The following is a 26,450-nucleotide window of genomic DNA, read 5'->3' as shown; positions in this document are numbered from 1 at the left end:
ATGAAAGCCGGCACCCTCGAGATCGAGATGATCACCAACATCGCCCGTCTCCAGAAGGAGATGGCCGATATGAAGCGGACCGTGGGCGGCGCGATGAATGATATCGCCGCGACCGCCGGGCGTGCAGACCGGGCCATCGAGGCGGTCGGCACGCGCGGCATCACCCGGATGGGCGGTTCGGCAAAGCTTGCCGGGCACCAGATGCAGAACCTTGTCTACCAGCTGAACGACGTGGTGGTGAGTCTCGCCTCAGGCCAGAAGCCGATGACCGTGTTCATGCAGCAGGGCTCGCAGATCGGCCAGATCGCGATGCAGGCTGGCGTCGGCATCGGCGGCATGGCCCGGGCGGTATTGGGGCTCGCAGCCAGTGCAGCGGCTGCCGCGCTCACCAATCCCTATCTGCTGGCGGCAGCGGCTGCGGCCGGGATCGCCTTCGGCGCGTTCAAGCTGTTCCAGTCGAGCGTGAAGCAGTCAGGCGAACTCGATCGCTATGCCCAGAGCCTTGGCCTCACCGCCAAGGAGATGGAGAAGCTGGGCCCGGTCGGGATCACGGCCGGCGACGTCATGCGCGGGCTGTGGCGCACGATCAGCGACGGGCTCAACCTCGGCCCGGTCTTCTCCAGCCTCAAGGACTGGGCGGTCTGGGCGTTCCAGAAGGTGCTCGAGGTCGGCAAGATCAGCATCGCGGTGATCTATGCCGGCTGGGTCGGCGGGTTCAGTGCGATCCGCACCGTCTGGCAGGCGCTCCCCGGCGTGATCGGCGAGGCCGCCGTTGGTGCCGCCAATCTTGCCATCAGCGGGATCGAGTATCTCGCCAACAAGGCCATCGCCGCGCTCAACTGGCTGGCAAGCTGGGTCAACCCGGTGCTCGATCGGGTCGGCCTCGCCACCATCAGCCAGATCGAAACGGTCGCCTTGCCGCGGATGGAGAACAGCTTTGCCGGCTCGACCGCCCGCATGGGCGCAACGGTGCGCGACGAGTTCACCTCGGCCTTTGGCGATGCCATGGGCATGATGGATGCGTTCTCCGCCCAGTGGCGCGAGAACACCCTACAGGCTGCCCGCGATCGGCTCGCCGCCGACGCTGCCGGCATCCGCGCTGATCGTTCGGACCGGGCGGGCCGCGCCGGAACTGGCCGCAACAGCCGTGAGGAAACCGAAGCCGAGCGCGCCTTGCAGGCTGCGCAGGAGTTTGCGGCCAATCTTGCGCTGGAAACCGCGAAGATCGGCAAGACGCCGATCGAGATCAAGCGGATGGAAGTAGCCATGGCGGCGCTCAAGGCTCCGACTGATGAAGCGCGTATTGCCATTCTCGAAGCTGGCGAGGCCTGGGAGCAGGCCACCCGCGCCTTCGCGACCTCGGAGTTCCTGCGCCAGACGGTCGCCCCGCTGGAACTGCAGGTCTCGCTGCTCGGCCAGTCGGCCCGGGCACAGGCGCTGGCCAATCTCGAGGCCGAACGCGAGCAGATCGTGCTCGAGCGCGGGGTCGAGGCCTGGGAACGCTATCGCGCCGCGCGCACCCAGCTGATCGAGCATGATTTTGGCCTGAAAGAACAGGAGCAGTATCTCGATACGCTCCAGGAAATGGCGGACCAGACCCAGACCGCGGCGCAGGGCATGGCCGAAGCCTTCGGGAGTGTCGGCGGCGCGATCGGGGCAGTCGCCGCCGAGTTTGCCCGCTATGCCGCTGACCAGGAGGCTACCACCCGGCGCATCGCCGAAGCCGAGCGCGAATATGGTCGGTCTTCGTTCCAGTATGCTGCTGCGCGTACTGCGCAGGCGGCGGCCGAGATCAACCACTACGGCAATCTCGCCAGTGCGGCTAAGGGCTTCTTCAAGGCGGGCTCGAAGGGCTTCCAGGCGCTGGAGGCGGCCGAGAAGGCTTTCCGGGCTTATGAACTGGCCGTCGCGATCAAGAATGCCGCGGTAAAAATCGGGCTGATCGGCGCGCAGACGACCGCCAAGGTCGCCTCGGACACCGCCATGGCCGCTTCCGATACGGCGCGCGCCGGTGTCGAACAGGGCAACTCGATCATCACCACCGGCATCAAGGCGGTGGAAGCGGTCGTGAACGCCATCCGTTCGCTGCCGTTCCCGCTCAACATTGCTGCTGGCGCAGTCACGGCCGGTGTCATTGCCTCGCTCGGCGTCGCGATCGGCGGGGCGTTTGGCGGTGGCGGAGCCAAACCCGAACCTGCCAATGAAGGTGGCGGCACGGTGTTCGGCGATACGGAAGCCAAGTCCGAGAGCATCGCCAGGGCCATCGATCACCTGCGCGAGGTCGACACCCTGACCATGCGCTATTCGGCGGCCATGCTGGCATCACTGCGCAGCATCGAAGCCAATATTGGCGGTCTCACTAATCTCATCATCCGCACCAATGGCGCCGAGGATCTCGCTGCCGGCGTGCAGACCGGGTTCAAGCCGACTGGCGTCACCGCCATTCTGGGCGGCGCGATGCAGAAGGTGGGCTCGGTCCTCGACAAGATCCCGGTGATCGGCGGCATTCTTGGCGGTGTGGTGGGCGCAGTCGGCAAGCTGATCGGATCGCTGTTCGGCACCAAGACCAGCGTCGTCGGCCAGGGCATTTACGGCGGCGCCCAGTCTCTCGGCGGCATCATGTCTGGCGGGTTCGAGGGTCAGTATTACACCGACATCCAGAAAAAGAAGAAGTTCCTCGGGATCACCACCAGCACCCGCTACAGCACGCAATATTCCGAGGCGAGCGGCGAGCTCGAGCGTCAGTTCAGCCTGATCTTCACTGGCTTCTACGATGCCATCTCGGCCGCTGCCGGACCGCTGGGTCTGTCGCTGGACGAGGTGCAGGCCCGGCTCGACAGCTTCGTCATCAATATCGGCAAGATCGACCTCAAGGGCCTGACCGGCGCACAGATCCAGGAGAAGCTGGCGGCCGTGTTCGGCGCCGCAGCCGACAATCTCGCCCGCTACGCCATTGCGGGGCTCGACCAGTTCCAGAAGGTCGGCGAAGGCTACTTCGAGACCCTGATCCGGGTCGCCTCCAGCGTCGAGGCGGTCACCAGCGCCATGAGCATGCTGGGCCGCTCCACCAATCTGACGATCGCCGCGTCCATGAACCTCGTCGAGCTGTTCGGCACGGTCAGCGACATGACCGCGGCGACCGGCGAATATTTTGCGCTCTATTACACTGGCACCGAACAGGCCGCCGCGCGCACGGCGCAGATGACCTCTGCGCTCGCCGGCATGGGTCTCGCCATGCCCGACAGCATCGCGGGCTTCCGAGCGCTGGTCGAAGCCCAGGACCTCACCACCGAGGCCGGCCGTGCCGCCTATGTCGCGCTGATCCAGCTGGCCCCGGCCTTCGCGGACTTGGTGGGTGCAGCGCAGGATGCGGCCAGCGCGGCTGCCATTGCGGACGAACGCGCCTCGCTCGAGCGGCGTCTGCTGGAACTGCAGGGTGATACGACGGCTCTTCGCGCGCTCGACCTTGCCCAGCTTGACGCCTCCAACCGCGCGCTGCAGCAGCAGATCTGGGCGCTCGAAGATCAACGGCAGGCGGCCGAAGCGGCAGCCAGTGCCGCCGAGAAGCTGCGCTCGGCCTGGGCAGCGATCACTGATGCACTGATTGCCGAGATCGAGCGGATCCGCGGCGTGATGGGCACGAGGTCAGGCAGCTACGCCGAGGCACTGGCGAAGTTCAACAATGCCTCCATGCTGGCCCGCGGCGGTGACCAGGAAGCCGCCAAGACGCTGCCGGGTCTCAGCCAGGCGCTGCTGTCGCAGGCTGCCGAAACTGCCCGCTCGTCGGAAGATCTGGCGCGACTGCAGGGCCTGACCGCGGCCAGCCTCGAGCAGACGCTGGCGATCATCGCACAGGCTGCCGGCACCAGTGTAGATGCAGGAACGACTGCGACCGCATCCACCGCAAACGACTGGTGGGAGCAGTTCGCCGCCAACCAGATGGGCACGGCGACCATTCCGGCCAATGATGACCAGTCGGCGCTGCTCGATGAGCTACGGGCTCTGCGGCAGGAAGTGGCGGACCTGCGCGGTGAACAGCGGATTGCTTCGGCCGCCATTGCTTCGGGTACCACCAAGACCGCGCGGATCCTCGAGCGGGTGACCCCGGACGGCGACGCCCTGTCGACGAGGACTGCGGCATGAAACTGCTGCGGCCCGTCACGATCACCGACGCCATGCTGACCAGCAGCACCGTGCCTGAAAACGATCATCCGGCCTGGAGTGCGGGCACCGCCTATGTGACCGGCAACCGCGTGATCCTTGCCTCAACCCACCGGCGCTACGAGGCACTGGCGGCCTCGACCGGGGTCAACCCGGCGACCGATCCGACGAAGTGGCTCGATCTAGGACCCACAAATCGCTGGGCGATGTTCGATGCGCGGGTTGGCACGGCCAGCACCCGGGCGGCGTCACTCCAGGCCGTGCTGGCGCCGGGTGCGGTCGATGCCGTGGCGCTGATCGACACCGATGCCGAAAGCGCCACCGTCACGCTGACCGTTGATGGCGTCACCAACTACACGAGCACGCAGAGCTTCAACCTCGGCGGCAATGCCATCGACAACTGGTTTTCGTGGTTCTTCGAGCCGATCGGCCGCAAGTCGACGCTGCTGTTCCTCGACGTGCCGGTCTACGCCAATGGTGTCGTCACCGTCACCATCGCCCGCGACAACCCGGCGGATATCGTGGCGTGCGGGTCGCTGCTGCTGGGACGTCAGCTTTCGCTGGGAGACACCGAGCACGGCGTGGACATCGGCATCATTGATTACAGCCGCAAAGAAGCCGACCAGTTCGGCGTGATCTCGGTGGTCGAGCGCGCCTTTGCCAAGCGCATGACCGCCCGCGTCGTCATGCAGACCGATGCGGTCGACGACATTCATCGCAACCTTGCCGCGCTCCGTGCCACGCCGGTCCTGTGGATCGGCTCCGAGACCTTTGAAAGCCTGACCGTCTACGGCTTCTACAAGGAGTTCTCGATCGACCTTGCCTACCCGACGGTCAGCTACTGCAGCCTGACCATCGAGGGGCTCACCTGATTTTTCTGGCCTAAACCCTTCCGAGGGAGCTCCCATGCCCATCACAGATCTGCCCACGCCGCCGTCCCGGACGGACGCGGCGAACTTCAACGTGCGCGCCGAATCCTTTCTGGGCGCGCTGCCGACTTTCGTCACCCAGGCCAATGCACTCGCCACCGAGACCAATGGCTATGCCGCGAGCGCCGCTGCCAGTGCTGCCACCGCCATCAACGCGCCCGGCACCAATGCCACCAGCACGACCAGCCTCGCGATTGGCACCGGCTCGAAGTCGCTGACGATCCAGACCGGCAAGGCCTTCGTGATCGGCCACTGGGTGACGATTACCAGCACGGCGTCGCCTGCCAACTGGATGCATGGCCAGATCACCGCCTACACCAGCGGCACCGGCGCGCTCGTCGTCAATGTCGGCATGACCGGCGGCAGCGGCACGATCGCGGCCTGGACCGTGGGTCTCGCTGCACCATCGCAGGGTACAAACGCGCTGCTCGCCACTGGCAGCTATGCCGATCCTGCGTGGATCACCTCGCTGGCGGCCGCGAAGATTACCGGCTCCATCGGCATCGCCAGTGGCGGTACCGGCGCCCCGGATGCGGCGACGGCGCGCACCAACCTTGGTCTTGCCATCGGTACCGACGTTCAGGCGTATAATGTGACGCTGACCTCCTGGGCCGGCAAAGCCGTGCCTTCTGGCGTAGTGGTCGGTACGACCGATACGCAGACCCTCACCAACAAGACGCTGACCAGCCCGGCGATCAATGGCGGCACCTTCAATGCGGCCTCGACCGTCAGCGACAGCGGCACGATTGCGACCGGCAGCGTCGGCTTCCGGGGCGTTCCCCAGAACAGCAGGACCGCTGCCTATACCCTGGCGCTGACCGACAACGGCAAGCACATCAGCATCACCACCGGCGGGGTCGTCATCCCGGCCAATGCCTCGGTCGCGTTTCCGATCGGAGCGACCATCGTCATCTACAATGACAGCGCCACGGCCCAGACCATATCGATCACCACCGACACGCTGCGCCAGGCCAGCACGGCCAATACCGGCAGCCGCACGCTCGATGGCTACGGTCTGGCGACCCTCGTCAAGGTCGCCGCCACCACTTGGGTCATCACCGGGGCGGGTCTCAACTGATGGCTGGCGTGCTCATGACCCTGCTGGGCGCTGGCAGCGGCGGGCTGCAGGTCGCGCTGCCGGTCAACTATTACCAGTGGGCCGACAAATACAGCGCGGTCGAGCAGTACGGCGCTGATGGTGGCTTCTTCTCCAACCTGTCCGGTGGGAACTTCGCGCCCGCCAGCTGGCAGGGCCGCGCCATCCGCGCGCTGGTTCACAGCTACGACTTCTACGCCGGGACCTCGACCACGCTGATCGGCATCGACGGTTACAATGCGACGCCGGCCCCGCAGCGCCTGCGCATCAATGGCACGAACTTCACCCTCGGTGCGGGCTCCGTCTCCTGGCTCACCAACGTCACCGGGATCACCTTCAGCCCTTCGCCGACCAACAACATCAACTGGACCTCGCACGGTCTGGCCGTTGGCGATCCGGTCCAGTTCTACTGCACCGGCGGCATGCCCACCGGGATCACGGCGTTCACCATTTACTTCGTACAGTCGGTGGTGAGCGCCAGCGCGTTCAAGATCGCGGCCACTCCGGGCGGCGCGGCGATCAGCTTCACCGGTTCCGGATCCGGCACGCGCTACGGCTACAAGAACCCGATCTCGTCTTACCAGGCTTATGGCGCGCTGAGTGGCAACCCGTTTGCCAGCATGTTGCCACGCGCGGCGACCATCACCATTGCCAGCCCGGCAACGGTCACCGCAACCGGGCACGGCCTCACCAACGGCAAGCGGGTTCAGTTCACGACCAGCGGCGCGCTGCCAACCGGGATTCTCGCCAACACCACCTACTTCGTCATCAACGCCGCGACCGACACGTTCAACCTCTCCGCTACGCAGGGTGGCGGCGCGATCGGCACCTCGGGCGGCCAGTCGGGCAGCCATGTTGTGCGCGAAGTCGTGTCGGTCACGGTCAGCTAGAAGGAAAACTGCTATGCAGGCAGATCGCCGGCCCACGGTCACCGACGAGGTGATCGCCATCAACGACGACCTCGACATCAACTACGGGGTGTTCAGGAACGGGTTCACCTTCCGCCGGGCGGCCAACTCCTGGCGGCTTTGGCCGATGTTGGAGTTCGTGGCCCCGAGGCTGAACCCCACCATCGCCGAGATGTACGATGCGGGCGTCGCCTGGACCCTGTACGAGCATGTCTCGGTCGTGATCAACGGGTGGGCTGATTACGTGTTCGAAGGGCCCAAGGGGCCCATTACCCAGCGCTGGATGCACGGATTGCACAATGTCGAGAACGGGGGCGGCTACCTTCCGGCCGGCGAGTTTACCCGGCGCTTCCATGACGACTTCACGCTGTGCTGCGTGGTGCAGAAGTTCCGGCGGACGCCCGGTGTGCAGTACCACTTCGAGGTGCTGACCGGGCCGGCTGTTCTCGATCGCGAGGCGCTGTTCGTCCATTACGCGACTGGCGCCCGGCAGCGGCAGACGGACTTCGATCTGCCGCCCGGGCACACCCTCGACTTAGCCGCGGGCGACATCGCCATCATCGGGAGGCTCCGCTGATGGCAGACAATCCTGATCGCGATTCCGCCGTGGAGATCGCCCTGATCCGGGCTGATCTCGAGGCCATGCAGGAGGACCTGAAGGCCGTCCGCAAGGAGCTGAAGGATCTGCTCGAGGCCTGGAACACCGCAACCGGCATGGTCCGGTTCGTGAAGTGGCTGTCGACCTTCGCGACCGCGCTCGCCGTCCTCTATGCCACCATCAAAGGCCTGTCCGGCCGCTAACTTCCCGGGAGACATCCATGAAACCGCTGCCACCGGCCTATGGCTGGATCGATGACCTGCGTCCGCTGCCCAGGATGCTGGAAGAGGCCCGGAAGCTCTACGGCACCTTCGAGGTGGCCGGGCCCGCCGACAATCCCGTGATCCTCGGCTGGGCGAAGGAGACGGGACTCGCCAAGTCCTACAATGACGACGCTATTCCATGGTGCGGGCTGTTCATGGCGGTGGTTGCCAAACGCGCGGGCAAGCCGGTCGTCGAGGGTCCCCTCTGGGCGCGCAACTGGGCGAAGTTCGGGAAACCGGCAGAGAGGGCCCAGCTGGGCGATATCCTGGTGTTCCGCCGCGCGCAGGGTTCCGGCCATGTCGGGCTCTATGTTGGCGAGGATTACGGCGCCTACCATGTTCTGGGCGGCAACCAGTCCGACGGCGTGACCATCACCCGGATCGCCCGGGACCGCTGCATTGCCATTCGCCGACCGGCCTATCGCAAGGCGCCTGCAAGCGCGAAGTCGGTCCAGCTCGCGGCCAACGGCGTGCTGTCCACCAACGAGGCCTGACCGGCCACCACCATCAAGAACCGTCCGCCCGCAACTTTCGCGGGCTTTTTTGTGGAGAAACGACATGGAAGATCTGAAACCCTGGTGGGCATCGAAGGCCATCTGGACCGGCGTCATCGGCAGCCTGTGGGGCATCGCCGCTGCGCTCGGCATTCTACCCGAAGGGCTGACCCAGGCTGATGTCCTGACCGTCGTGCTAGCACTGACCGGCATCGGCAGCGTGGTGTTCCGGAAGACGGCCAAGGCGCGGATCGGCTAGCACTCCGGTTCTGGATTGAGCGGAGGAGCGCTGTTTTCAGCCTCCTCCCATTCCGCAAAGGTTCTGCCGTCCGGCAGTCGCCAAAGGATCCGGCCATTTGCTGCGGCCCCGGTCACCGTAGCTGCAGCGGCCGAAACCGATGAAAAGATGTAATCCGAGGTGAACAGAAGCCCTCCGTCCTGCTCTACCAAGATGCCCTTGGCCAGCAGATCGGAGCGCAAGCCGACAGTCCCCTTGGGAATCGTGTTCGTCGTTTTGATACGGGCAACGGATCCCTTCTTCACTACGAACTCGCCGCTGGCCGTGATCGACATCTGGGCGGCGAAGCCCTGACCACGATACGCGAAAACAACATTCGGCGCTGAGACCGAAGCAGGGATTTCCAGCTTGTTACCGTTGGTCAGATCGCCAGATACGACCTTGAAAAGATCACAGCCAAGTGCGCCAACCAGCGTCTTGGTCTGGTCGATGAACTCTTCCATGGCTGCCCGGTCCGGCAACGGGAGCTTGCCCACCTCGCTTGCCTTCTGGGAATTGAGCAGGGTCCAGCGTGGGTTCAGTCCTGCATCCGCGATCAGTCTGGCTTCAACATAGCGGGCATGGGATTTGGTGAGGTTCTCGTCCTTGCTCACCAAAACAATTGTCTCAGTCCAGAAGGGCTTGCTGTCCACGCCCTTGTCGTTCCCGGCATGATATTGCAGCCGGCTGGCCACACCCTCGGACTCCCCGATATAGGCCATGAGGCGGTCGGGCTGCGCCTCATCGAAGCCCAACAACAGGTACACGCCCGGCCGCCCAAGCTCTGGAAATGTCGCCCGCACCTGCTTCATCTGAAGCTTTCGGAACGCGATCGCCTGGATCGTCGACATCGAGATTTGGGCCACCCGGATGCCATCAGGATCACCATCGAGCAGGAAAATGTTGATGGAGCGAGGGCGCATGGAAAATCGCTTTGCATTTGTGGCCACTTTGGCCAAAAGTAGCAGATCGATAGCGGGCGTCAAACCATGCAAACAATATCAGCCAAAGAAGCGAAATATCACTTCGGTAAGCTTATCGACATAGCGCGGGCGGAGCCTGTTACTGTCGAGAAGCATGGGCGAGCAGTTGTCGTGGTTCTGGCGGTTGAAGAATATGAGCGCTTGAAAGCGATCGAAGCGGGGCAGAATGGTTGATCAGGCGGACAAGGACAGGTTTCTGGAAGTGCTGGCCGAGCTTGGCGGCTCTGCGGGCAATGTGCGTCTGCGCGAGACCCTGCAATGGGACGAGGATGCCTATGCTGCCGTAAAGAACGCGCACATAGAGGCAGGCGTCATCCTGACTGGTCGTGGCCGTGGTGGCTCCGTCTTGCTGGCATCCGGTGGAACCGAGCCGCCTCAGGAACGCCCTGCATCCGCGCCCAAGCAGGCAAAGGCAAAAGCTGCCAAGGCAAGCGGCAACACCGGTGGCGACCTTGGCTTCGAGGCGGACCTGTTCAAGGCTGCTGACAAGCTGCGCGGCAATCTTGAGCCTTCGGAATACAAGCATGTCGCGCTTGGGCTGATCTTCCTCAAATACATCTCCGAAGCCTTCGAGGCCCAGCATGCACGGCTGGAGGCTGAGGATTATGCCGATCCGGAAGATCCGGAAGAGTATCTTGCTGCCAACGTATTCTGGGTGCCCCCCGAAGCACGCTGGGCGCACCTGCAGGCCAATGCCAAGCGGCCGGAAATCACTTTCGTCGATGTCACCACCGGTCGCGAAAAGAAGGGCGACATCGGCGGCCTGATCGACAACGCCATGGAGGCGATTGAGCAGGCCAACATCAAGGTCTTGAAAGACGTTCTGCCCAAGAACTATTCGCGCCCCCAGCTCGACAAGACAATGCTGGGGGAGCTAATCGATCTGTTCTCCAACGTCGATATGCGCGGCGATCATGGGCAAGCGCGCGACCGGCTGGGCCGTGCCTATGAATATTTCATCTCGCAGTTCGCGGGCGCCGAAGGCCGACGCGGCGGCGAATTCTACACGCCGCGTTCGGTCGTGCAGACCATCGTCGAGATGCTCGAGCCGACGCAGGGCCGCGTTTATGATCCCTGCTGCGGATCAGGCGGCATGTTCGTGCAGTCCGAACGGTTCATCGAGAGCCACCAAGGCCGCCGGTCAGACATTGCCATCTATGGGCAGGAGCGCAACCACACCACCTGGCGCCTGTGCCGCATGAACCTGGCGGTGCGCGGGATCGACGCCGACATCCGCTGGAACAATGAAGGCAGCTTCCTGCGCGACGAGTTTGCCCAGACGAAATTCGACTTCATCATGGCCAACCCGCCGTTCAACATTTCCGACTGGTGGCAGCCGCAGTTGGACGGTGACGCGCGCTGGACGCATGGCACGCCGCCGCAGGGCAATGCCAATTTCGCGTGGTTGCAGCATATCATCCACCACTTGGCCCCGCGCGGCACGGCGGGCGTGGTGCTGGCCAATGGCTCGATGTCATCACAGCAATCGGGCGAAGGCGAGATCCGCAAGGCCTTGATAGAGGCGGATCATGTCGATTGCATGGTCGCCCTGCCGGGACAGCTGTTCTACTCCACCCAGATCCCGGCCTGCCTGTGGTTCCTCGCCCGCGACAAGAGCGCCAATGGCCTGCGCGATCGCAGGGGTGAAATCCTGTTCATCGATGCGCGCAAGCTGGGCCATTTGGTGGACCGCACCCGGCGGGAGTTCTCGGACGAGGACATTGCCCTGATCGCGGACACCTACCATCGCTGGCGTGGCAGACCGGAAGCGGTCGCGGCGGCGGGCCTGGAACCTTATGCCGACGAGCCGGGCTTTTGCCGTTCGGCGACACTGGCTGAGGTGCGCGGCCATGGTCACGTTCTGACGCCGGGCCGCTACGTCGGCGCAGCGGATGTGGAGGATGACGGCGTAAGCTTCGAAGAGCGGTTCGGTGGTCTGAAGGCTAAGTTGGCGGAGCAATTTGCCGAGAACATTACGCGGCAAGAGATGATTTCCAGTCTTCTGGGATTGGTGTCTGCCAATGATTGAGCGCGTCCGATTCACAGATCTGCTATCGAAGATAGTGGATAATCGGGGCAGGACTTGCCCGACAGCAGATCAAGGCATGCCGCTCATTGCGACAAATTGCGTAAAGAACTCGACGCTGTACCCCGTCTTAGAAAAGGTTAGGTATGTCGATCGGCATACCTACGAGACGTGGTTTCGCGGCCATCCGGAGCCAGGAGACTTGATCTTTGTATGCAAAGGCTCGCCAGGCCAAGTTTGTCTGGCACCTGATCCTGTTTCATTCTGCATAGCTCAAGACATGGTCGCCATACGCGCGGACCCCAAGCGCGTTTATCCCGCGTATCTCTTTGCTGCCCTTAGATCCCCGGAAGTGCAGTTCGACATTGGTAATATGCATGTGGGGACACTGATCCCGCACTTCAAAAAAGGTGATTTCGATAAGCTTTCGATACCGCTGCCCCCTCCTGCGCAGCAGCGTATAATCGGCGATTGGCACCTCGCAATTGAAAGTAAGATCGATCTCAACCGGCGAATGAACGAGACTCTGGAGGCGATGGCGCAGGCGATCTTCCGCGACTGGTTCGTCGATTTCGGCCCCGTCCGTCGCAAGATGGCCGGCGCGACAGACCCGGTCGCGATCATGGGCGGCCTGACCCCCGATCCCACCCGCGCGGCGGAACTCGCGGCTCTGTTCTCGGATGCACTTGGTGACGATGACTTGCCGGTTGGCTGGAGCGATGCTCCACTATCGGCTCATCTTCAGATTATCGGTGGCGGCACGCCCAAAACGAACGTCCCCGAATTTTGGGACGGAGACATACCTTGGTTCTCGGTGGTTGATACGCCTCCTGGAAGTGACGTGTTCGTTTTTGACACAGAGAAGTCCATAACTCCTGAAGGAGTTGCCGGAAGCTCTGCCCGGCTCATTGCGGCTGGCACCACGATCATTTCTGCTCGTGGAACTGTTGGCAATCTAGCGATGGCAGCGCGTGAGATGACCTTCAATCAGTCATGTTACGCGCTTCAATCATCGCGTGGAGACCATGCCTGCTTTGTTTATCTGCTTGCGGCTCATGCTGTTGAGCAGCTTCGGGCCATGGCGCATGGCTCTGTGTTTTCAACGATTACCCGCCAGACCTTTGATGCGATGTCGTTCCCTACCGCGCCATCAACGGTATTATCAGCTGTCGAGTCCCTGCTTAGGACGCTGTTCGATCGTGTAAAGGCGGCCGTCGACGAAAACCGTACTCTCGCTGAAACCCGCGACTACCTGCTGCCCCGCCTGATGTCGGGCGAAGTGCGCGTGGGCGATGCCGCGCTGGAGATTGCCGCATGACCGAGCAGAGCATCGTTTCCCAGGACATGACGCTGAAGCGCCTGTTTCAGGACTTTTATCGCGTGCCCGATTATCAGCGCGAATATGTCTGGGGCGAAAGCGATCCCAAGGGTGATGGCGGCGATCAGGTCAACCAGTTCCTCGCCGATATCCATACAGAATATGAAGGGGCGACCCAGCATTTCGCGCCGGAATATTTCATCGGCACGATCGTGGTATGCGCCGGGCAGGATCAGGTGTTCGAGCTGATCGACGGGCAGCAGCGCACCACCACATCCTATCTCACGCTGTGCGCTATCCGCGATGCTCTGCAGGAGCTTGGCGGCAATCTGCCGGACGATCTCTCCAGCCAGATCGCGGCCAGTTCCACCGACTGGCAGGGTGTGACCACCCACCGCTTCCGGTTGGAGGTCCAGTATGACGATGCCGGCGGCGTGCTGGCCGAATATGCGCAGGGCAATGCCGCGCAGACCGTTAGGGATGGCTCCCGGTCAATCCGCAATCTGGGCGGCGCCTATGACACGATCCGGGAATTTCTTACCACTACGTTCGGAACCGACAGGGCCGCGCTGCTGCGCTTCTATGGCTATCTGACCAACAAGGTGAAGGTGATCCGGATCGAGACGCCGACGATCACCAAGGCACTGAAGATCTTTGAGACGATCAACGATCGCGGCGCCGGGCTTGATGCCATGGACCTGCTGAAGAACCTCTTGTTCATGAACGCCAAGGGGCATGAGTTTGCCGAACTCAAGAGCGTCTGGAAATCTCTGACCGATGAAATCTATGCGGTCGGCGAAAAGCCGCTGCGTTTCCTGCGCTATTATCTGCTGGCGACGTTCGATCTCGATAATCGCCTGCGTGAAGATGCGATCTATGACTGGTTCCAAAAGAACCCCGGCCTGACCGGCCACACCACTGAGCCACTGGCCTTCGCCAAGCGCCTGCAGGCCGCGGCAAAGGCCTATGCCCACTTTGCAAAGGGCAAGAATGCGGCGGGCAGCCCGGAGCCTGGAATCGAAAATACGCGCCTCTTGGGTGGCCAGTCGATCAAGCAGCACTTCATGTTGCTATTGGCCGGGCGCCACCTTCCGGCGCCGCTGTTTTCGCGGCTGGCCGCGGAAATCGAGAAGATCATGTTCGTCTGGCTGATCACCGGAACGCCGGGCAAGGATTATGAGCGCAAACTGGTGGATGCGGCCCACAGGCTCAGGACTGTCAGTCAGGACAATTTCGATGGATTTGTCGACGACGTCTTCGCCAAGGAACGCGCGGAACTGGCGCGCAGCTTCTTCCGCGCCCTCAAGGAGCTACGGGCGAATGATCTGAGGCAGTTCCGACTGCGTTACCTGATCGCCAAGATTACCCAATATGTCGATCTGCAGGCCTACGGTTCCAGCGATTCTCGCGACCGCCTGATGGACTATACTTCTGGCGGCAACGACATCGAGCACATCTTAGCCGATAATGCGGATGCCGACGCGCAGCAGGAGTTCGGTGATCGCGCGCAAGATCAGGAAGTGATCCAGAGCCTGGGTAACCTGCTGCTGATCGAGAAGTCGATCAATCGTTCCATCTCAAACACCCGATATTCGGAAAAGATCAAGGGCTACGGACAGTCCAAGTTCCTTCTGACCCGCTGCCAGGCTGACACGCAGGCCCAGCTTGTCGGGGTGGCAGATCAGATCACCAGGACGGTGCAGGCGCTTGAATGCTGGCCCAACTGGACCGTGACGGATGTGGAAGCGCGTCAGCTTTTCCTGACCAGGCTTGCATGCCGCGTCTGGGACGTCCCGGTGGTTGAAGAGGCCGTCCCTGCATGAGCAGCTTCTCAGAGGATGTGGTTGAACAAGCCAGTATCGAGATCCTGCAGGATCTGGGTTGGAACTACCTGCACGGCACGGTCATTGCGCCAGACGGCGTGGCGGCTGAACGGCAGGCTTTTTCCGATGTTATCCTGCTGCCGCGCCTAGAAAAGGCCGTTGCCGATCTCAACCCAACGTTGCCCGAAGCGGCGCGGTCGGAAGCCATCCGTCGGCTGCTGACAAGCGAGACCGGTTCGCTTGTCGAGGAAAACCGCCGCATCCATCGCTTGCTGACCGATGGAGTCCCGGTGGAATACCGCAATACCGATGGGCGCATTGTCGGCGACAAAGTCTGGCTGCTCGATCTCGATAAGGTAGAGGCCAACGACTGGCTGGCGGTCAACCAGTTCACCGTCGTGGAAGGCAGCCAGAACAGGCGGCCCGATGTGATCCTGTTCGTCAACGGCTTGCCGCTGGCGGTGCTGGAACTGAAGAATGCAGCGGCAGAAAACGCAACGATCGTTGACGCCTTCCATCAGCTGCAGACCTATCTCGCCCAGATCCCCAGCCTGTTTCGCACCAATGCTGTGCTAGTCACATCGGACGGTATCGAAGCTAGGATTGGCTCACTGACGGCTGATCAGGAACGTTTCATGCCGTGGCGGACAGTGACGGGCGAGGACTTTGCCCATCGCGGCCAGCCCGAACTGGAAACTCTACTGCGCGGCGTTTTTACCCGCGAAAACATCCTCGCCCTGATCCGCGATTTCATCGTGTTTGGTGATGCAGGCGCAGGACCATTCAAGATCGTTGCCGGCTATCACCAGTTCCATGGCGCCCGCAAAGCCATCCGCGAGGCCGTCGATGCGAGCGGCCCGTGCGGCGACCGCAAAATCGGCGTCATCTGGCACACGCAAGGCTCGGGCAAAAGCTTCCTGATGGCGTTCTTTGCCGGGCTGGCAGTCAAGTCACCAGAGCTTGAAAATCCAACTATCGTTGTTCTGACCGACCGCAACGACCTGGACGACCAGCTCGCTTCCACCTTCAGCCTCTGCAAGGATCTGCTCAGGCAGAATCCCGAGCAGGCCGAGAGCCGCGAAGACCTGCAACGTCTGCTTGCCCGCAGTTCCGGCGGCGTCATCTTCACCACCGTGCAGAAGTTCTCGCCCGAGCGCGGCGAAGAGAGCTTCCCCATGCTGACGGATCGCCGAAACGTGATCGTCATGGCCGACGAAGCCCATCGCAGCCAGTATGGCTTCGATGCCAAGCTGGACGCGAAAACCGGCGCGCGGCGCTATGGCTATGCCCATTATATCCGCCAGGCCATGCCGAACGCATCGTTCATCGGCTTCACTGGAACCCCAATCGAAGCTGCCGACGTCAACACGCCAGCGATCTTCGGTCAGTACATCGACATCTATGACATCAGCCGCGCCGTCGAGGATGGTGCGACGGTACCGATCTACTACGAAAGCCGTCTCGCCCGCATCGAGCTGGACGAAGACGAGAAGCCGCTGATCGACGCCGAGATCGAGGCATTGGTCGAGGATGACACTCTGACCGAGGCGGAAAAGGCAAAAGCCAAATGGTCAACCGTGGAATCTCTGGTCGGCTCGAAAAAGCGCCTTAAGCAGATCGCCGCCGACATGGTGACGCACCTTGAGGCGCGCACTGACGGCACCGAATACAAGGCGATGGCCGTCTGCATGAGCCGACGGATCTGTGTCGACCTTTACAACGAGATTATCGACCTGCGCCCGGACTGGCACTCTGACAATGATGCAGCCGGCGTCATCAAGATTGTCATGACCGGGGCAGCGTCAGACCCGCTCGACTGGCAACAGCACATCGGGAACAAGCGTCGTCGCGACGGGCTCGCTAAACGGGCCCGTGATCCCAAAGACCCTCTGCGGCTGGTGCTGGTGCGCGACATGTGGCTGACAGGCTTCGATGCGCCGTGCATGAACACCATGTACATCGACAAGCCTATGCGCGGCCATGGCCTGATGCAGGCAATCGCCCGAGTGAACCGGGTGTTCCGGGACAAACCCGGCGGCCTGATCGTCGATTACATCGGAATCGCGCAGAACCTGAAGAAGGCGCTCAGCGACTACACCGACTCCGATCAGGAAAAGACCGGCATCGATGAAGCTGAGGCCGTTGCCGTCCTGCTGGAGCGGTACGAGATCGTCAGCGGAATATTCCACGGTTTCGACTACAAGCCCGGGATCCACGGGGCGCCGATGGAGCGGCTGACATGCCTTGCTGGCGCTATCGATTGGGTCTTGAAATGGGCCGAGGCCCAAGCCAGCAAAGCCCAGTCCCCTGAAGATAAGAAGAAGGCGCATCGGCGCTATCTCGATCTGGTCCTTGAATTGACCAAGGCCTATGCGCTGGCCTCCGCCAGCGACGAAGCCCGCGAGATCCGCGACGAGATTGGGTTCTTCCAGGCAGTCCGTGCTGCCATCGCCAAGAAGACCGCCACGGGCAAGCTCAGCCAGGCTGACAAGACGCTGGCCGTGCAGCAGCTGATCGACCGCGCGGTCGCCTCGGCTGAGATCGTCGACATCCTCAAGGTGGCGGGCATAGACTCGCCTGATATCTCCATCCTGTCCGAAGAGTTCCTGTTGGAAATCCAGGGTATGGAGAAAAAGAACCTCGCTCTGGAGGCCCTGAAAAAGCTTCTGGCTGGAGAGATCACCAGCCGGATGCGGACCAACGTAGTTGAGAGCCGAGCATTCTCCAGGCGGCTGGAAGATGCAGTGGCCCGCTACCATGCAGGCGCTTTGTCGGCTGTTGAGATGATCAATGAACTGATCGCACTCGCAAAGGACATGAAGGCGGCGCAGCAACGCGGCGAGGATCAAGGCCTCTCGCCAGAAGAGGTCGCATTCTATGATGCCCTTGCCGAGAACGAGAGTGCTGTGGAAGCCATGGGCAGCGAACAGCTGCGGCTTATCGCACACGAGCTGCTGGAACAGCTCCGTCAGAACGTCACCGTCGATTGGCACCACCGGGAAAGCGCACGTGCCCGGATGCGGGTTCTGGTAAAGCGCATACTAAAGCGGTTTGGCTACCCACCCGATCTTGCTGACGAGGCGGTCCAAACGGTGCTGGCCCAGGCCGAAGTTCTGCTCAGGGAAGTCGCTCAATGACAAATCAAAGGCGACCCCTCGGGCCACTCGACAGCTTGGATCAGACGCTGGGCTGCCGGCACTCCAACCCAAACATCTGCAAGAATAATGCGACCCCGAACAAATGTGCTTTTGTGCGTGAAGATGGCGTCTGCCTCACACCGCCGAAATCATGGAAGCGGATCTTTCAGGAACTCGGCGGACATCTGGAATAACAGCCTCAGGGGGCAGATCGGATAAGACGCTGATAACTTGCACTCCACCTATAGATTTGGTCAATACTCCGCGGCATCGGGCATTCCGTGTCAATAATTCCCCGGCGGGACATATGTGACGGTGCATTGCCGTTTAGGGTTGTACAGCGCCTCTAGACCTCGTCCGATCGTCAGTTCATGGCGCTTCACCGCACCGCCTGAGTGCCTCACGTCCACCTCGATGAAGCGATCATGGAAATCGTCATCGCGTGCGCGCTTGCTCCGGCGAGCAAGAACGAGCTTGGGCAGTGCGCCGGCGAACTCCGTGGCAAAGGCCGAGCCGAACTCTCTCCTGCAAGCGAGTTCTTCGAGATCGCCGTCGATCTCCGGAGCATATTCGATCAACACATTATCAAGAGCGATGGTGCATTTCTGCAAGTCTTGGAGGAATTGTAGCTGAGATCGCCGGGCTTCGTAGGTGCCCAAGGCATACGGATCACGGATCGAGACCTGAACCAAATGCCGCCCGGAGAAGAGCGCGAGGATTTCCTCAGTTGGGCGCGGCTCTCCAGCTGACCGGCGCCAAATCCTTACCTGAGCTTCAGCCGCGACTTTCGGTAGCGAAAGTCGCGGCCGTTCACGCTTATCCCTTGAGGTTGCTTCCGAAGGCTCTGCACCGCTCGTCGCAACGATCAGATTTTCAGTGTCGGCTGGAGAATCCTTGCTGCCAGCTGCAGGTGTTGCTGCCTCGTCAGTAGCAGGCGCGGTCGGTTCCGGACGGCTCTCGGCTGCTTCTGCATCGTCAGCATCGTCAGCCTCGACCGGCTCAATTGGGCTTTCCAGCGAGACTTCCCTGAACAGCTCCCCGATTTCGCCATCGCTGGCATCGGGCGGGAAGAACAGGTCGCGAGTCAACTTGCGCTTCCGCTCGATGAGGGCGTTTAGGCGCAAATCGAAGCTAGAGGAGGCGAGGTCCGGATCGGGATGGACCGCCATGGGCAGATAAACGTGGACGTCGCGCGTCTGGCCAATGCGGAATACGCGGTCCGTCGCCTGATCCTCGACAGCAGGATTCCACCACCGTGAAAGATGGATGACGTGATTGGCCGCCGTCAGCGTCAATCCAACGCCGCCCGCTCGCGGCGACAGGATCATGACATCGAAGCTTCCGGGCCGGGATTGGAAGGTATCAACCAGTGCCTGGCGCTTATGACCGGGTATCCCGCCATTGATGCGTGTGGGACGTGAGGACAAATCAAAGTGCTGCTGGATGAGCCCAGCCAAGCGGTCCTGCATCGCCAGATCTTCAACGAAGATCAGCGCCTTCTCCTTGGCGTCGGCTATCTTCTGGAGGATCGCCAACGTTTGTGACAGACGTGCCGAGTCCCGCGCATAGGAATCGAGCTCGTTAGGAGCTTCGCGCGGGTCAAGTGGATGAAGCGAGACACCCCGCATATTTGCGAGTGTGCTCAACATCCCACCCTTGCCCAAGGTCCCAGCCGCACCCGCAGCAGCCGCGCGGACAACAAGGTCACGATAGGCGCTCGCCTGGGCCGGAGGCATGGTCATCTCAAGCGGATGCACGTGCTTGACTGGCATGCCGTCAAGTACGTCGCCCTTCATGCGCCGCAGCATATAGGGTGGCCGACCCTTTATCGGATCGGTGAGCTGTGCTTTCAGGTGCGCTAAAGCTTCGACGTTATCGGCAGGATGGCGTTTCTCGAAGTCACGGCTGGCGCCCAAGAAACCTGGCGCGACCACGTCCATGATCGACCAGAGGTCCTGCAGCCGGTTCTCGACCGGTGTCCCGGTCATGCCGAGGGTGAACTCGGCATTCAGCGCCTTTGCCGCTCGGGTCATCTGGCTGCCGGGATTCTTCAGCTTCTGAATTTCGTCGAAGATGATCAGCCCGAAGCGCGTCCTGGCGAAGCTGAAATGGTAGTCGCGAAGGGTTTCATAGGTGGTGAGGACAACGCCAGCATCCCGCCAGTTGGCGGCATCCAGCGATGCTTTCCCGGTTTCGATATCGCGCGCGCCAAAAGTGTCCTCGTCCTTAAGGAGGCGCAGGTTTCCGCCAAATGCCGGGACCAGGGGGCCAAGTTGTGGATCGTGGAGGTGCTTCTCGATTTCGGCACGCCAGGTACCCAGCAGCCCAGTTGGGGCGACGATCAGAAATGGGGTGCGATGACGCCTTCCTGCGTTGGCCTCATCCTGGAGCCATGCCATGAAGGCGATCGCCTGTAGCGTCTTGCCCAGGCCCATATCGTCGGCAAGCAATGCGCCCGGACGTCCGACAAGAGCGTTCTGGGCGAGCCAATTCAGACCATCGACCTGATGTAGCTTGAGCGAGGTGTTGAGCCGCTCCGGCGCAGAAATGGCTTCATAGGGTTCGCCATCGAGAGATTCTGTCAGGCCAAGCGGCGCAAACTCAACCTCTTCGAAATTGTCTCGAACAACGAGGAACAACTTGCCCTGGGTAGCAGCATCCCATGCTTGCTCAGTTTCTTCTGCCTCGTCCGCACCCTCCTCGATCGGGCCCTGGGCAAAAGGCTCAAGACTGGCCAGGGCCGCCCGGCTTTGCTCATTGACGGGAATTCTGTCTGGAGGCGGCGGACCATCATCGTCGATGGGGTCTAATAGCCCTGAGACATCGGCATCGCGCTCGCCAGCGTCAGCTGCCTTATCAACCCGTTTGATGACCTCAGCGATGTTAGGGCTGGAAATCCCGTAGTAGTCTTCGCCCACCCGAAGCCCGAATTTCTCGGGAATCCACTTGTTCTTTTCGGACGGGACGATCCAAGGCATCACGGGTGCACGCCATACGTCCACCCCAGCAACGCGGTCGGAAAACTGCTCGGTTTCGATGAAGAGCTCTTCAAGACCTATCCGCTCAGACGCCTCCTCGCCGATGGTCTCCCGCAACACTTTTCGTGGATTGAGGACGAAGGCGCGTCTTTCTGACTCCGGCGCATCCTGGAGGTGACGCACGGCGCTCAGCGCGGGCCGCAGCGCCTGGTCGATGAACAGGTACTCGCCGTTTCTGAGCACATAAACCGGTCGTGCCTCGCTCTCGCGGCGGAACCGATCGGTGGCAAACAGCTTTTGCGTGGATGGCGACAGGATGCTGTCGGCATCTTCATCGACCGCCTGGCCGCTTTCCCCGGCTTCAGCAATCGCGCGCGCACTGAACAGGACCGGATCAAATTCTGTTCGATCAGGCGTCAGAGTCTTCAGCTTGAGCGACAAGCTCGATGCATAGTGAACCCGAATGTCCTGCAGATAGCCTTCGCTCTCGACGGCAAGCCTCGGGTCCTCAGGCCAGTGCTCCTTCAGCCTGGCGAGTGCCTCGAAGCGCTCCGGTTTCTCGAGCGCGCGTGTCAGGGGTTGCGCCGACGAATAGAGCGACCACAACGGTTCGGGAACGCGCCGTGGGCCTGCGTCCGTCAGCAGCATCGCGCCCCTCATCTGCGCACGCACGGGCTGTCCGCCAGGGCGCACCCAGCGAACGGTCAGACGAAAGTCATCCTGATCGATCCGGTTTTGCGCCCGGAGATCGAGCGCCAAGGGCGTGGGGGCCGGTAGTCCCAGCAATGCAGCCGTGGCCGTATCGAGGCCTGCCAACACCCTCGGCGCAAGCCGGAGATGATCATCCCCGATGGCGAGCGGTTGATCGGCTGGATCGTCATCCAGGTCGTTTGCCGCGCAAAGTTCGCTCAAGGCATGGGCAGCGTCCGGTCTGGCAGTCGCCCAACTGCTGAAGGGCAGTTCTTTGCCTGACTGCGCAAGAGTAATGATGAGATGATCGCCATCCTCTCGCCATGCGAACGTGGGCTGATCCGCTTTGCCGAAGAGACGCTTAAGCACGCTTGGGTTTCCACGTTGATTTGGGGGAGTAGAACGCACGTCCCTCGATTATCTGAGCTAGCCGCTTCTGCCAGGTGTAGGTCGATGGTGACGAATGGCTTTCCTGGATCGGCGCGCAGTAGAGGGCACCATAGGAGTAGCTTGGCCTGAAGAGCTCTGGAATGCGTGGATCGCCGCGTTTCCATACCTGGTATTTTGCCGAGTGGCTCCAATCGACGATCGTGAGATCACCCATTTGCAGGATCAGGGCAGCGTGCTGCGGAGATTTGTCATGTTGCTTGCCGAAGGCAGCAAACGAGCTGTCCCCACTTTCTCTGGCAGCACGTTTGGCCAGCCGCTCGCCTTCGTCGCCGAAGGCAACCCATGCGGCGTCAATTCCCGGCGCGTTGCCATCACTGAGCAAGTAGGACATCCAGAAAGCTCGTCGGTACGCCCACATGAGCTTGGCTGCGGAATCGGGCATCAGACGATCGACGATATCAAGGAATTGCAGGACTGAAGCGCGCGTGAGCCAGCGCATTAGCACCGCATAAGCGCCCGGGGCCTTGTCCATCACCGTGCGCCAGCGCGCCGGTTTGGCGCGCGGGTCTCCCTCGCCAAAACGCTGGAGCATCTCGAGAAGTGCGGACTTGTGTGCCTCGCTGGGCTCGACCACCTCCCACGGGACAAGGCTGGCTTCAACAAATTCGGGCCACGCCCGCTGATAGGCGAACTTACCCGCGTCATCCGCAGCCCATGCGATCAGCGTTCTCTGGCCATCGACTGCCTGCTGCCCTTTCATTCCCATGACGAGACGACATGCGAAACGGAACGCTGCTTCTGCCAAGCCCCCGAAACGGCGTCCGGGGGTATCCAGGCCTGCTTCCCTGAAAACGTCCCGAGGGTGGCTCCCGCTATCGAGTATCCGCCGCGCCAGTAGTTGCGGTGCACGGGTCGGATCAAGGAGCGCAAACTCGCCAATTTTTGCAGGCCAGTGGTCTGCCTCACGCCACGGCCAGGTCGCGGCCATTGTCTCAAGCTTCTTGGCTAGCGAAAGGATCGTTTCATCCTCAGACGCGAACCCATCGAGATAGGCATCGATAACAGCAAAGAACGCCGCTCGCCGCTTGTTTCGTGCAACTACGGCCAATAGCCCGTTCCGAGTAGCTTCGTTGGCTGCCGGTGGATGGGGCGGATGGAGGATCGCCTTGCAGCCAGCGCGCAGGTCTCGGCGGCTGAGGCCGTCTAAGGCATCTTCTGACACAAGGCTTGCAATGCGCTGCTGGAGTTCGGCGACATCCGGGTCCGTGCTTGTTCCTTCAGTTCCCTCCCGCATGTCCAGGGCGGCAACGGCACGGCGAAGCGCAACTGGCTCAACCTGGCCCACCCGCATTCGCGCAGTGAGGGACTTGGGGTCCGCTGCAAGCCTTGCCAGGAAGGTCATTTGCGATTGATCCGATTGGCAACCGCGCGCTCGGCCTCCCCGGAGTCTGGCGTCATCATGATCAGCCGCAGGTCGATGCGCCGATTTTGCTGCTTGCGCTCCTCCTCTGTTCCCTGCCCATCCGGGACTGGTCGTTGCGGACCGTAGCCACTGACACTGAGGATCGGGTCGCACCTTCCCTGCTTGGGAGCACACAGACTGCTCAGACCCGGTTGATACTCGATCAGGGTTCGATAGGTGTTCGTCGCGCGCACTACTGACAGGTCCCAGTTATCCTTGAGGCCACCACTTCCGGCATAGCGATCGCTGTCTGTATGCCCTTCGATATAGACCGATTCGAGCTTGTGCTTGCTTTGGGGGCAAGATGCTGGCTTCGCGATACCGTCGCTGTAGCATGGCAGGATATCGATCAACGCTGCAGCAAGATGCTCGACGTTTGTTCGCCCCTGGGGCTTTAGCTCGCGCTGCCCGCTGTCGAACAGGACTGAGTCGGGCAAACGCAGGACACCATTTTCGCTATCGATGATGACGGGTACGCCCTGTTCCTTGAGCTTGCGCTGAAGTTGCTCAAGGATTTCTGTGCGCGTCTTGTTCGCCCCGGTCAGCTCCTCGGTAACATCCTGAAACTGCAAGGCGAAGTACATGAGAAGGATGATGAAAACGAAAACCAGACCGACCATGAGATCGGTCATGGAGACGAAGTAGTTCTCCTCTTCAGCGACGAGCTCCTGCGCCTCTTCGAGGATCATTCAGCGGCCTCCCGCTGGTTGCGCGTTTGTTCGACGTACTCGTCAAGCGACTCCGCATACTCTTCGATCTGCGTCATGGTGTTGCCGAGCCGGCCAACTGCTGCGGCCATTTCGCGGTCCACATTCTGGGCGAATTCGCGGAACTCAGTGAGGCTGTCGGCCAGCGTCTGGGCCAGCTTTTCCGTGGCCTCGGAAAGCGCTCTGTCCACACCTTCGAAACGCGCGCGATAATCGTGCCAGGCCTGTCCAGCCGCGTCCTGGGTTGCGCGAACCCCTTCAGCCAGCGATTTCATTTCGCCGAGCGCCTGCGTGCCGGCCGCACGATCGGCGGTTATTGTCTGAGCGAGTTGGTTTGCGGCCTGATTGACCGAGCGTGCAGCATCGGCAACCGGTCCAGCCGCTTGGCTAAATCCTTGGGCAGCATCACCGAGCGACGTGGCCACAACGCGGGCGTTGTCGGTAACCGATCGAATAGCCTCGGCGGTGCGCTCGGCGTTGTCGCCGGTCCGGGCAAGTCCGCTTGCAGCTCTCTCGACTTGCTGTGCAGCTTCTCCGACTGCCTGGCTTAGGCTGATGGTCGTGTCCTTAAGCGCTTGCCCCGACTCTTGGATCGCAATCCGGAAGGTCTCCTGACTGGCTTCCACGCCGGACTTGAGCACGCTGCCCACCTCTTCCTGCATCTTGCCTGCAGCACTAACGCTGCCATTTTTGAGGGCTTCCAGGATCTCCGTTACCATGGTGACAGACCTCGTTTGCGCGACCTCAATGCTGCCAAGGATGGTCTCAAGCGCTTCCTTCTGCGCTGCGTTGGCCGCCTCGCCCCGTTCAGCCATACCTTGGCCGATCCCATCGACCTGGGTGGTCAAATTGACGAAGGCATCGCGGATATCACTGGCCGCCTTGGCAAAATCTTCACCAGCCAGACGAATCTGCCGGGCAGCGTCGTCACTCGAACTCCCCACAGCCTGGCCAATCGCATCGAGACGCCCGCGAAGATCGCCCAAGGTTTCGCTGAGGCCGCGCAACTGCTCGCCACTGACCTTCTCGATGGCTTCGCGCGCACCAGCCCCGATTCCTTGCGTTACAGAGGCCATGTTGTCGTTCAGTGCCGTCAGCGATGCCGTCACCGGCGCGATTGCCTGCGTGAACTGAGCTCCGATCCGTTCGGACAACTGCAAGGCCACGTCGGTGTTGAAAAACTTGAGCTGATCGCGTTGTTCGCGCAGCACCTCGAGTTGTTCAACCGCCAAGCGCTGAGGCGAGACGTAGAGCAGTCCGCGTTCGAGAAATTCGCAAATGAGGTCGGTCTCGCGGCGCACTTTGAGACTGAGGCTGTGCTCGGCAAAACGAAGCCATATGGAGGCGCCAAGGCCCGCGACCGACGTGAAGAACTTGGCGCCTGCGACCACCAAGAGCTCCTGGAGCGACTGCTTCGCAACAGACACGTCCTGTCCCGCCATGCCATTGGCAGCCGTATTGAGCGCGACAATCAGCCCCAGAAAGGTGAGAATGAGACCTGCACCGACAAAGATGTTGGAAGCAAATGTCAGCATCGTCAACTTCGGTGCCGCGCGGTTGAAGAAGGCAGCAGGCCGGTTGGTGTTGCGAACCGGGGAAGTGCTCTCATCCACCATAGATTCCTGGAATTCCCGCCATGCGAGAACGAGACTGTGCGCCCCCTTTTGATCATCGCTCATCACGGCTGATACAGGTATGTAATTCTCGGCAAACGCCGAGCGTTCGGCGACAGGGTCACTATCGCTTCCCAGCGCATCCTTGAGTGTCTGAACTCGCCGGCGGGCTGCATCGAGATAGGGCCTGGTGGTGACGATGGCGCGATGGCGCACATAAGCCGCAAGAGCGAACATGATCGGAAGCAGGACGAACGGCGCGACCCAGCGTTCTCCGTATATAATATTGAGTGCGCCGAGGATCAGGTCGAGTATGTCGTTCATCTAGCCCCCTAGAAGGTATTTCGTTCGCAATCGCGCTTCACTGAATCGGAAGATCAGTTCAATCTCCGCGTAGTGAGATTGGATTAATATGCCTCCCAAGAACAGGTCGATTCGTCGCAGGGGTCATCTGGTTTTCGATTCATCGGCCTGAGAGCCGTAAATCCGCTGCTCCACAGATGGCATTTTTATCAATGGGGGGCATTGATCACCTCCAATTTAGGTGATTTGCGGTGCTTCGGACAAGGGTCAATCTCGTCCGCCTTCGAATCTCGC

Annotated in this window: 18 protein-coding genes; 13 read left to right on the top strand and 5 right to left on the bottom strand. The window is 61.5% G+C overall.

Translation table 11 applies throughout. The features are described 5' to 3' along the window. The 8 genes from OOT33_RS14815 to OOT33_RS14780 all read left to right on the top strand — a co-directional run bounded on the left by OOT33_RS14815 (position 1) and on the right by OOT33_RS14780 (position 8,708). A complete protein-coding gene (locus OOT33_RS14815; RefSeq protein WP_307750788.1) occupies positions 1 to 4,143 on the top strand; it encodes a phage tail length tape measure family protein in 4,143 nt (1,380 codons plus the stop codon). Beyond that, complete coding sequence (locus OOT33_RS14810) at positions 4,140 to 5,033, top strand: hypothetical protein (RefSeq protein WP_307750787.1); 894 nt, start codon at positions 4,140 to 4,142, stop codon at positions 5,031 to 5,033. The genes OOT33_RS14815 and OOT33_RS14810 overlap by 4 nt, the downstream gene beginning before the upstream one ends. 34 nt (positions 5,034 to 5,067) lie before the next feature. Continuing rightward, entirely contained in the window at positions 5,068 to 6,168 is a 1,101-nt protein-coding gene (locus OOT33_RS14805; RefSeq protein WP_307750785.1) for a hypothetical protein, read from the top strand. Continuing rightward, entirely contained in the window at positions 6,138 to 7,076 is a 939-nt protein-coding gene (locus OOT33_RS14800; RefSeq protein ID WP_307750784.1) for a hypothetical protein, read from the top strand. The genes OOT33_RS14805 and OOT33_RS14800 overlap by 31 nt, the downstream gene beginning before the upstream one ends. Before the next feature lie 13 nt (positions 7,077 to 7,089). Beyond that, the gene (locus OOT33_RS14795; RefSeq protein WP_021245867.1) at positions 7,090 to 7,671 is read left to right on the top strand and encodes a hypothetical protein; all 582 of its coding nucleotides are present in this window, start codon (positions 7,090 to 7,092) and stop codon (positions 7,669 to 7,671) included. Beyond that, on the top strand, positions 7,671 to 7,895 hold the full coding sequence (locus OOT33_RS14790; RefSeq protein WP_021245868.1) for a hypothetical protein: 225 nt from the start codon (positions 7,671 to 7,673) through the stop codon (positions 7,893 to 7,895). The genes OOT33_RS14795 and OOT33_RS14790 overlap by 1 nt, the downstream gene beginning before the upstream one ends. 17 nt (positions 7,896 to 7,912) lie before the next feature. Continuing rightward, on the top strand, positions 7,913 to 8,449 hold the full coding sequence (locus OOT33_RS14785; RefSeq protein WP_021245869.1) for a TIGR02594 family protein: 537 nt from the start codon (positions 7,913 to 7,915) through the stop codon (positions 8,447 to 8,449). A 64-nt stretch (positions 8,450 to 8,513) separates the two neighbouring features. Further along, positions 8,514 to 8,708: a hypothetical protein gene (locus OOT33_RS14780; protein ID WP_021245870.1), complete on the top strand. Its 195-nt coding sequence runs from the start codon at positions 8,514 to 8,516 to the stop codon at positions 8,706 to 8,708. Here the strand turns inward: OOT33_RS14780 and OOT33_RS14775 are convergent. Beyond that, complete coding sequence (locus OOT33_RS14775) at positions 8,705 to 9,649, bottom strand: DUF4357 domain-containing protein (protein WP_021245871.1); 945 nt, start codon at positions 9,647 to 9,649, stop codon at positions 8,705 to 8,707. The two genes, OOT33_RS14780 and OOT33_RS14775, sit on opposite strands and share 4 nt — an antisense overlap. Before the next feature lie 66 nt (positions 9,650 to 9,715). On the opposite strand from OOT33_RS14775, the gene OOT33_RS14770 reads away from it, so the two are divergent. From OOT33_RS14770 to OOT33_RS14750, 5 genes are all read left to right on the top strand, one after another. Next, positions 9,716 to 9,883, top strand: a complete 168-nt coding sequence (locus OOT33_RS14770; protein WP_081659755.1) for a type II toxin-antitoxin system Phd/YefM family antitoxin — start codon at positions 9,716 to 9,718, stop codon at positions 9,881 to 9,883. Continuing rightward, positions 9,876 to 11,738 carry an N-6 DNA methylase gene (locus OOT33_RS14765; protein WP_307750782.1) on the top strand — a complete coding sequence of 621 codons (1,863 nt, stop codon included), beginning with the start codon at positions 9,876 to 9,878 and terminating at the stop codon, positions 11,736 to 11,738. Before OOT33_RS14770 ends, OOT33_RS14765 begins: the two co-directional genes overlap by 8 nt. A 76-nt stretch (positions 11,739 to 11,814) precedes the next feature. Beyond that, entirely contained in the window at positions 11,815 to 13,053 is a 1,239-nt protein-coding gene (locus tag OOT33_RS14760) for a restriction endonuclease subunit S (protein WP_307750781.1), read from the top strand. After that, positions 13,050 to 14,876, top strand: a complete 1,827-nt coding sequence (locus tag OOT33_RS14755) for a DUF262 domain-containing protein (protein ID WP_307750779.1) — start codon at positions 13,050 to 13,052, stop codon at positions 14,874 to 14,876. Before OOT33_RS14760 ends, OOT33_RS14755 begins: the two co-directional genes overlap by 4 nt. Beyond that, the gene (locus OOT33_RS14750) at positions 14,873 to 18,013 is read left to right on the top strand and encodes an HsdR family type I site-specific deoxyribonuclease (protein ID WP_307750778.1); all 3,141 of its coding nucleotides are present in this window, start codon (positions 14,873 to 14,875) and stop codon (positions 18,011 to 18,013) included. Before OOT33_RS14755 ends, OOT33_RS14750 begins: the two co-directional genes overlap by 4 nt. Before the next feature lie 284 nt (positions 18,014 to 18,297). On the opposite strand, the gene OOT33_RS14745 is transcribed toward OOT33_RS14750, so the two are convergent. Genes OOT33_RS14745 through zorA form a run of 4 tightly spaced genes read right to left on the bottom strand, consistent with a single transcriptional unit; the run spans position 18,298 to position 26,177 of the window. After that, the gene (locus OOT33_RS14745; protein WP_021245876.1) at positions 18,298 to 22,050 is read right to left on the bottom strand and encodes a DEAD/DEAH box helicase; all 3,753 of its coding nucleotides are present in this window, start codon (positions 22,048 to 22,050) and stop codon (positions 18,298 to 18,300) included. Next, on the bottom strand, positions 22,043 to 23,473 hold the full coding sequence (locus OOT33_RS14740; protein WP_021245877.1) for an EH signature domain-containing protein: 1,431 nt from the start codon (positions 23,471 to 23,473) through the stop codon (positions 22,043 to 22,045). The genes OOT33_RS14745 and OOT33_RS14740 overlap by 8 nt, the downstream gene beginning before the upstream one ends. After that, complete coding sequence (locus OOT33_RS14735) at positions 23,470 to 24,222, bottom strand: OmpA family protein (RefSeq protein ID WP_021245878.1); 753 nt, start codon at positions 24,220 to 24,222, stop codon at positions 23,470 to 23,472. The genes OOT33_RS14740 and OOT33_RS14735 overlap by 4 nt, the downstream gene beginning before the upstream one ends. Then, on the bottom strand, positions 24,219 to 26,177 hold the full coding sequence (gene zorA / locus OOT33_RS14730; protein ID WP_307750777.1) for an anti-phage ZorAB system protein ZorA: 1,959 nt from the start codon (positions 26,175 to 26,177) through the stop codon (positions 24,219 to 24,221). The genes OOT33_RS14735 and zorA overlap by 4 nt, the downstream gene beginning before the upstream one ends. Positions 26,178 to 26,450: the final 273 nt, after the last annotated feature.

It is taken from the genome of Sphingobium sp. DEHP117, assembly GCF_030867385.1.
In the GTDB taxonomy this organism is placed as follows: domain Bacteria; phylum Pseudomonadota; class Alphaproteobacteria; order Sphingomonadales; family Sphingomonadaceae; genus Sphingobium.
The sequence above is the reverse complement of the archived record's forward strand: the minus strand, read 5'-3'. Positions and strand labels throughout refer to the sequence as shown.

Excerpts from the sequence above, each read along its gene's own strand:
- OOT33_RS14815 (WP_307750788.1), top strand. The coding sequence starts at position 1 with ATGAAAGCCGGCACCCTCGAGATCGAGATGATCACCAACATCGCCCGT.
- OOT33_RS14810 (WP_307750787.1), top strand. The coding sequence starts at position 4,140 with ATGAAACTGCTGCGGCCCGTCACGATCACCGACGCCATGCTGACCAGC.
- OOT33_RS14805 (WP_307750785.1), top strand. The coding sequence starts at position 5,068 with ATGCCCATCACAGATCTGCCCACGCCGCCGTCCCGGACGGACGCGGCG.
- OOT33_RS14795 (WP_021245867.1), top strand. The coding sequence starts at position 7,090 with ATGCAGGCAGATCGCCGGCCCACGGTCACCGACGAGGTGATCGCCATC.
- OOT33_RS14790 (WP_021245868.1), top strand. The coding sequence starts at position 7,671 with ATGGCAGACAATCCTGATCGCGATTCCGCCGTGGAGATCGCCCTGATC.
- OOT33_RS14785 (WP_021245869.1), top strand. The coding sequence starts at position 7,913 with ATGAAACCGCTGCCACCGGCCTATGGCTGGATCGATGACCTGCGTCCG.
- OOT33_RS14780 (WP_021245870.1), top strand. The coding sequence starts at position 8,514 with ATGGAAGATCTGAAACCCTGGTGGGCATCGAAGGCCATCTGGACCGGC.
- OOT33_RS14775 (WP_021245871.1), bottom strand. The coding sequence starts at position 9,649 with ATGCGCCCTCGCTCCATCAACATTTTCCTGCTCGATGGTGATCCTGAT.
- OOT33_RS14770 (WP_081659755.1), top strand. The coding sequence starts at position 9,716 with ATGCAAACAATATCAGCCAAAGAAGCGAAATATCACTTCGGTAAGCTT.
- OOT33_RS14765 (WP_307750782.1), top strand. The coding sequence starts at position 9,876 with ATGGTTGATCAGGCGGACAAGGACAGGTTTCTGGAAGTGCTGGCCGAG.
- OOT33_RS14760 (WP_307750781.1), top strand. The coding sequence starts at position 11,815 with ATGCCGCTCATTGCGACAAATTGCGTAAAGAACTCGACGCTGTACCCC.
- OOT33_RS14755 (WP_307750779.1), top strand. The coding sequence starts at position 13,050 with ATGACCGAGCAGAGCATCGTTTCCCAGGACATGACGCTGAAGCGCCTG.
- OOT33_RS14750 (WP_307750778.1), top strand. The coding sequence starts at position 14,873 with ATGAGCAGCTTCTCAGAGGATGTGGTTGAACAAGCCAGTATCGAGATC.
- OOT33_RS14740 (WP_021245877.1), bottom strand. The coding sequence starts at position 23,473 with ATGACCTTCCTGGCAAGGCTTGCAGCGGACCCCAAGTCCCTCACTGCG.
- OOT33_RS14735 (WP_021245878.1), bottom strand. The coding sequence starts at position 24,222 with ATGATCCTCGAAGAGGCGCAGGAGCTCGTCGCTGAAGAGGAGAACTAC.
- zorA (WP_307750777.1), bottom strand. The coding sequence starts at position 26,177 with ATGAACGACATACTCGACCTGATCCTCGGCGCACTCAATATTATATAC.